Below are 4,283 nucleotides of genomic sequence, written 5' to 3' on the forward strand. Positions count from 1 at the left end.
GTTGAATACAGAAATCATCTTCTTGATGCCGCCTAACTTTTTTTAAAATGTCCTTTACAAAGGGTACGGATTATAAAGAGAGCTCCTTTTTTTATTTCTTCTTCTTTTCTGTCGGTTGACTTTGTTTAGCGAAATTAGATGAATCATCGAAATTTGGTTGCTTTTTACCAGCATTATTACTTCTACCTTTTCCCATATGTAATACACCTCCCCTCATCCTTACTATTCCCAATAAAAAAATCCTCTTGCATCCAGAATTTTTTTATTGTCCCTTATTCGTATGGCACTACTGTTCTCGTAGTACTTCCAACACTTTCAGTTAGAGAAGCTTCCACAGTAGTGGAAGCTTTTTCTTGTTGGGGTGTTTTACTTAAAACCATTACCCTCATCACGTTTATTCATAATGAAACTTTTTATTAGCAATCCAATAATACGTTACGAAGAGTGTCAATAAGATCCAAACTATAGTTAGTACTCCTGTAATTATTGCGTTTGAATGTACGCCCCCCGTAACTAACGTTTCCATTGCATCCTTACTCATACTTGCTGGATTAAGCAAATCCATTATTGGATTCAAACCGACGATTACTCTACAGGCTAACAGGAAAACAATTGAAATTAATGCAATCATACCTTGACTGTGAAAAATAGTACTTATCATTGTTGTGAAAGATACGATAAAAAGAATCCAAATTAGATACAATAGTAATCCAGTAATTAGGTGCGCGAATGGAACAGCGCTAAAAAGAAAATTTACATATAGATAAGAAGTAACGTATCCAATTGTTACACTACAAGCTACCATTAAATAGTTGGCCACTATTTTCCCACCTACATATGAAGTAACAGTAACGGGTCTTGTTAAAATAAAAGCCAACATACCATTGGCTTTATCTGTTTGAATAGTACCCATCATAGATATCACTAGAATCATAAGTCCGAGCTGATCAAACTGGGATCCCAAAGTACTTGCTAATACTTCGCCTCCTTTTTGTGTTGCCATATTTGGATCAATGATAATTCCCTGCCCTCCACCTAATGCTTCTAGAATGGATGGTAAATAATGAGTTACTATCGGTTGTGTCGCGCCTAAAAATATAAAAACAATTGGTAGCCAAATGATCTTAAAATCACGTAACATTTGAACATATTCTTTTTTTATCAATACCATTGTGTTATTCATTTTTGCACCACCAATTTCAAAAAAATTTCTTCTAAAGTATCGTTGCTCATTTCAAATTTAACGATGTTCACTTTATGTTCGAGTGCATTTTGCAGTAACATATTTTTATTTATTTCAATACTTTCAACCTTTACTTTGATTTTAAGCCCAACCACTTCTACGTCCTTCACATACGGTAATTTTTTTACAACTTCAATCCACTTTTGATCTTTAGTTGTTATTTCAATAATCAATTTATTTTTACTATTACGGTGTAAAAGTTCGGTAATCGTTGTGTCTTCTATTTTTGTTCCATCTTTTATAATGACAAATCGTTCACAGATTTCTTCTGCATCGCTTAAGATGTGGGTTGATAATAAAATGGTTGTATCTTTTTTTATTTCTTCAATCAGATTCAATACTTCTCGCCGGCCGATTGGATCTAATGCGGATACCGGTTCATCCATGACAATAAGCGAAGGTTTATGCAATAATGCTTGTGCAATACCAAGTCGTTGTTTCATTCCACCAGAAAATGTACTAACCTTTTCGTTTTCTTCCCCTTTTAGTCCAACTTTCTCTAAAATTTCTGGAATTGACTTTGACAACTCTACTTTATTCAATCCCGAAAGTTGGCCCATAAACATAAGCGTTTCTCTCGCTGTCATCCAATGAAAAAAATTAGGATATTGAGGTAGATAACCAATTTCACTTTTCATTTTTGATATTTTTATCCCATTCAATAAAACTTCACCAGCAGTTGGATTAGTAATATCCGATATTACTTTTATTAATGTAGATTTTCCTGCTCCGTTTGGTCCAATTAATCCGACGCATTCCCCCGCTTGCAGTTCCATCGAGAAATTATTGACAGCAGTTTTTCCTTTAAATGATTTTGTTACATTTTTAATCTCTAGTTTCATAATTTCTCACTGTCCTTTCTCCCTATAACGAAGTAGAAAATAGGTCCCAATACATTAACGAAAAGAATAATGAACGTCCATACAAGTACATTTTTTCTTGTTTTTCTATGTCGGTATAAATCAATGAATGCAATAAAAACTAAAAGTGCCCCCACTGCAATAACTGGCAATATAATAGGTAGAAAAGTCATAATATCAATGTCTTTAAGATCATTCAATCCATAATGTAGTTGCATTATTGTCATTCCTCCCTAAATTCATTCTCATTATTGATAATGATAAATCATAAAAGAATGAATTGCAAACATTATTCTCATTATTTATAATGAGAATAAAAATATATGATAAATAAGGTGAGCGAATGAGTAATAAAGTTGAAATTTTAATGCATCCAGTAAGAATGAAAATTTGCCAAGTGTTAATGAGAAATAAGGAAAATGGGCTAACACCATTAGAAATGGTAAAAATCATTAAAAATGTACCACAAGCTACACTATATAGACAGCTACAAACTATGGTTGATTCTGGTATCGTCCATGTAATTAAAGAAAAAAAGGTAAAATCTGTTTCTGAAAAATATTACGCAATCAATGAAGAAGATGCAAAAATTGAAGGAAGTGAATGGAAAGGCTTATCTGATGATGAAAAATTAAACTACATTTCCTATTATCAGTTATCACTTATGACACAATATCAAAGTTACCTTAAGAAATTAGAGGAACAAAACAGTCAAGAAGATACTGCTACTTTTTCTGTAGTGGAATTAAAGCTAGATGAAGAACGCTTTGGAAAATTTCAAAGCGAACTTAACGAATTAATGATTAAATACTACAATAGCCAAAATAAAGATGAAATAGAGGCTCCGGTTCGGACCATCGCTATTACAATTATTCCAGAAACGTGAACTCACTCAACATACATAATACAAGCCGATGATTCCTTACCGTAGGAATCATCGGCTATCTTCATTTTGACTTTTGCTGTATGGCTGGCGAAAAAAACGGATCTAGAAACTGAAATGTTTTAAAATCTAGAATTCGAATGTGCTTAAAGTTGCTATCTATATTACATGAATTCTTTTCTCGTGTTAATCTCATACGATCCACACTCTCTCCAAAAACTTTTAAAAAAGAAGCATGGGTAAACTAACAAATATAAATTAGGGATCCACCAAGACATATCAAAATCTAAACGAATTGTCCAAAATGCTAGAGCTTGTAACCCTGAGCAAAAAGTTAAAATTAATGATAGAAATGCAAAGTGGCTCCAAGTATGTTTTTGTTTAGAATGCAAATACAAACTTAAAAATCCCGTTAACGAGATTAACAAATCTAGAGGCAGGAAAGACCAATTCCACGCTACTAAAATAGGATCTTCATAATCTTTAAACAAATATTCTTGCGGAATCATATGAAAAATTGTTATGAGCCAATATATAACAAACCCAAAATCAGTAATAAAGAAAAAATACTTTAATCGATTCAATGTATACGTTCCTCCACCATTTCTTTTTTCTTCGCTTCATGTGCCGTACTATTAAAATTTAATATTACGACTCCAACTAAAATAAAAAGAATTGCTAGTATCTTAATTATATTGATACTTTCTCCAAAATAAATAAAACCAATTGTTGTAATCGTTACAATTCCCATACCTGACCACACCGCATATGCTACGGACATTTCCATCCCTTTTAATGCAAATGACAGAAATGCAAAACTTACTACATAAAATACAAAAATAAGAATGCTTGGTACAAGTTTCGTTAATCCATCAGATAGTTTCATTGCAGTTGTACCTGCTACCTCAAATAAAATTGCTAAGCATAAATAAATCCACTGCACTACTCTCCCACCTTCTATTTCGAATTAGAAATGCCATATAGTAACATGTCCATAATCGATTCAAGCATACTTCCCAATGTATAATCACTCTTTTCAATAAACATAGGATCATATATGCGATTCAGTGCCCCTAAATACACTTCAATAAAAAACGGAATTTGAATTTTTCTTATGCTACCTTCTCTCATTCCCTCTTCTATTAAACCAATTACAGTAGACCAGCCTTCACGTAAAAACTCATCTAATTTTAACCATTGGTAATAATGATGTTTTTTTAGTGTAATCAACGATTGTAAAATACCCAATAACAACGGTTTTAAATTCCCCAAAAATAACAGATAATCGTTTCGAAAC

Annotated in this window: 6 protein-coding genes and 1 pseudogene; 1 reads left to right on the top strand and 6 read right to left on the bottom strand. The window is 32.5% G+C overall.

Annotated elements, in window-relative coordinates:
- Nucleotides 1–394 precede the first annotated feature (394 nt).
- The 3 genes from PDQ33_RS28310 to PDQ33_RS28320 are packed head-to-tail and all read right to left on the bottom strand — an operon-like array spanning nt 395 to nt 2,321.
- Entirely contained in the window at nt 395–1,183 is a 789-nt protein-coding gene (locus PDQ33_RS28310) for an ABC transporter permease (RefSeq protein ID WP_061130534.1), read from the bottom strand.
- Nucleotides 1,180–2,085: an ABC transporter ATP-binding protein gene (locus PDQ33_RS28315; RefSeq protein WP_000764115.1), complete on the bottom strand. Its 906-nt coding sequence runs from the start codon at nt 2,083–2,085 to the stop codon at nt 1,180–1,182. The genes PDQ33_RS28310 and PDQ33_RS28315 overlap by 4 nt, the downstream gene beginning before the upstream one ends.
- Nucleotides 2,082–2,321, bottom strand: a complete 240-nt coding sequence (locus PDQ33_RS28320; RefSeq protein WP_001175969.1) for a PLD nuclease N-terminal domain-containing protein — start codon at nt 2,319–2,321, stop codon at nt 2,082–2,084. The genes PDQ33_RS28315 and PDQ33_RS28320 overlap by 4 nt, the downstream gene beginning before the upstream one ends.
- Nucleotides 2,322–2,446: 125 nt before the next feature.
- Between PDQ33_RS28320 and PDQ33_RS28325 the strand changes: the two genes are divergently transcribed.
- On the top strand, nt 2,447–2,989 hold the full coding sequence (locus PDQ33_RS28325) for a transcriptional regulator (protein ID WP_000066859.1): 543 nt from the start codon (nt 2,447–2,449) through the stop codon (nt 2,987–2,989).
- 161 nt (nt 2,990–3,150) lie between these two features.
- Here the strand turns inward: PDQ33_RS28325 and PDQ33_RS28330 are convergent, their stop codons facing one another.
- The 3 genes and pseudogenes from PDQ33_RS28330 to PDQ33_RS28340 all read right to left on the bottom strand — a co-directional run.
- Entirely contained in the window at nt 3,151–3,570 is a 420-nt protein-coding gene (locus PDQ33_RS28330; protein WP_001080894.1) for a DUF5360 family protein, read from the bottom strand.
- Nucleotides 3,567–3,929 carry a DMT family transporter gene (locus tag PDQ33_RS28335; protein ID WP_001198606.1) on the bottom strand — a complete coding sequence of 121 codons (363 nt, stop codon included), beginning with the start codon at nt 3,927–3,929 and terminating at the stop codon, nt 3,567–3,569. Before PDQ33_RS28335 ends, PDQ33_RS28330 begins: the two co-directional genes overlap by 4 nt.
- Before the next feature lie 14 nt (nt 3,930–3,943).
- Nucleotides 3,944–4,283, bottom strand: a pseudogene (locus PDQ33_RS28340) (hypothetical protein); the annotation flags it as partial.

It is taken from the genome of Bacillus cereus group sp. Bc031 (genome assembly GCF_027716265.1).
GTDB lineage: Bacteria > Bacillota > Bacilli > Bacillales > Bacillaceae_G > Bacillus_A > Bacillus_A paranthracis.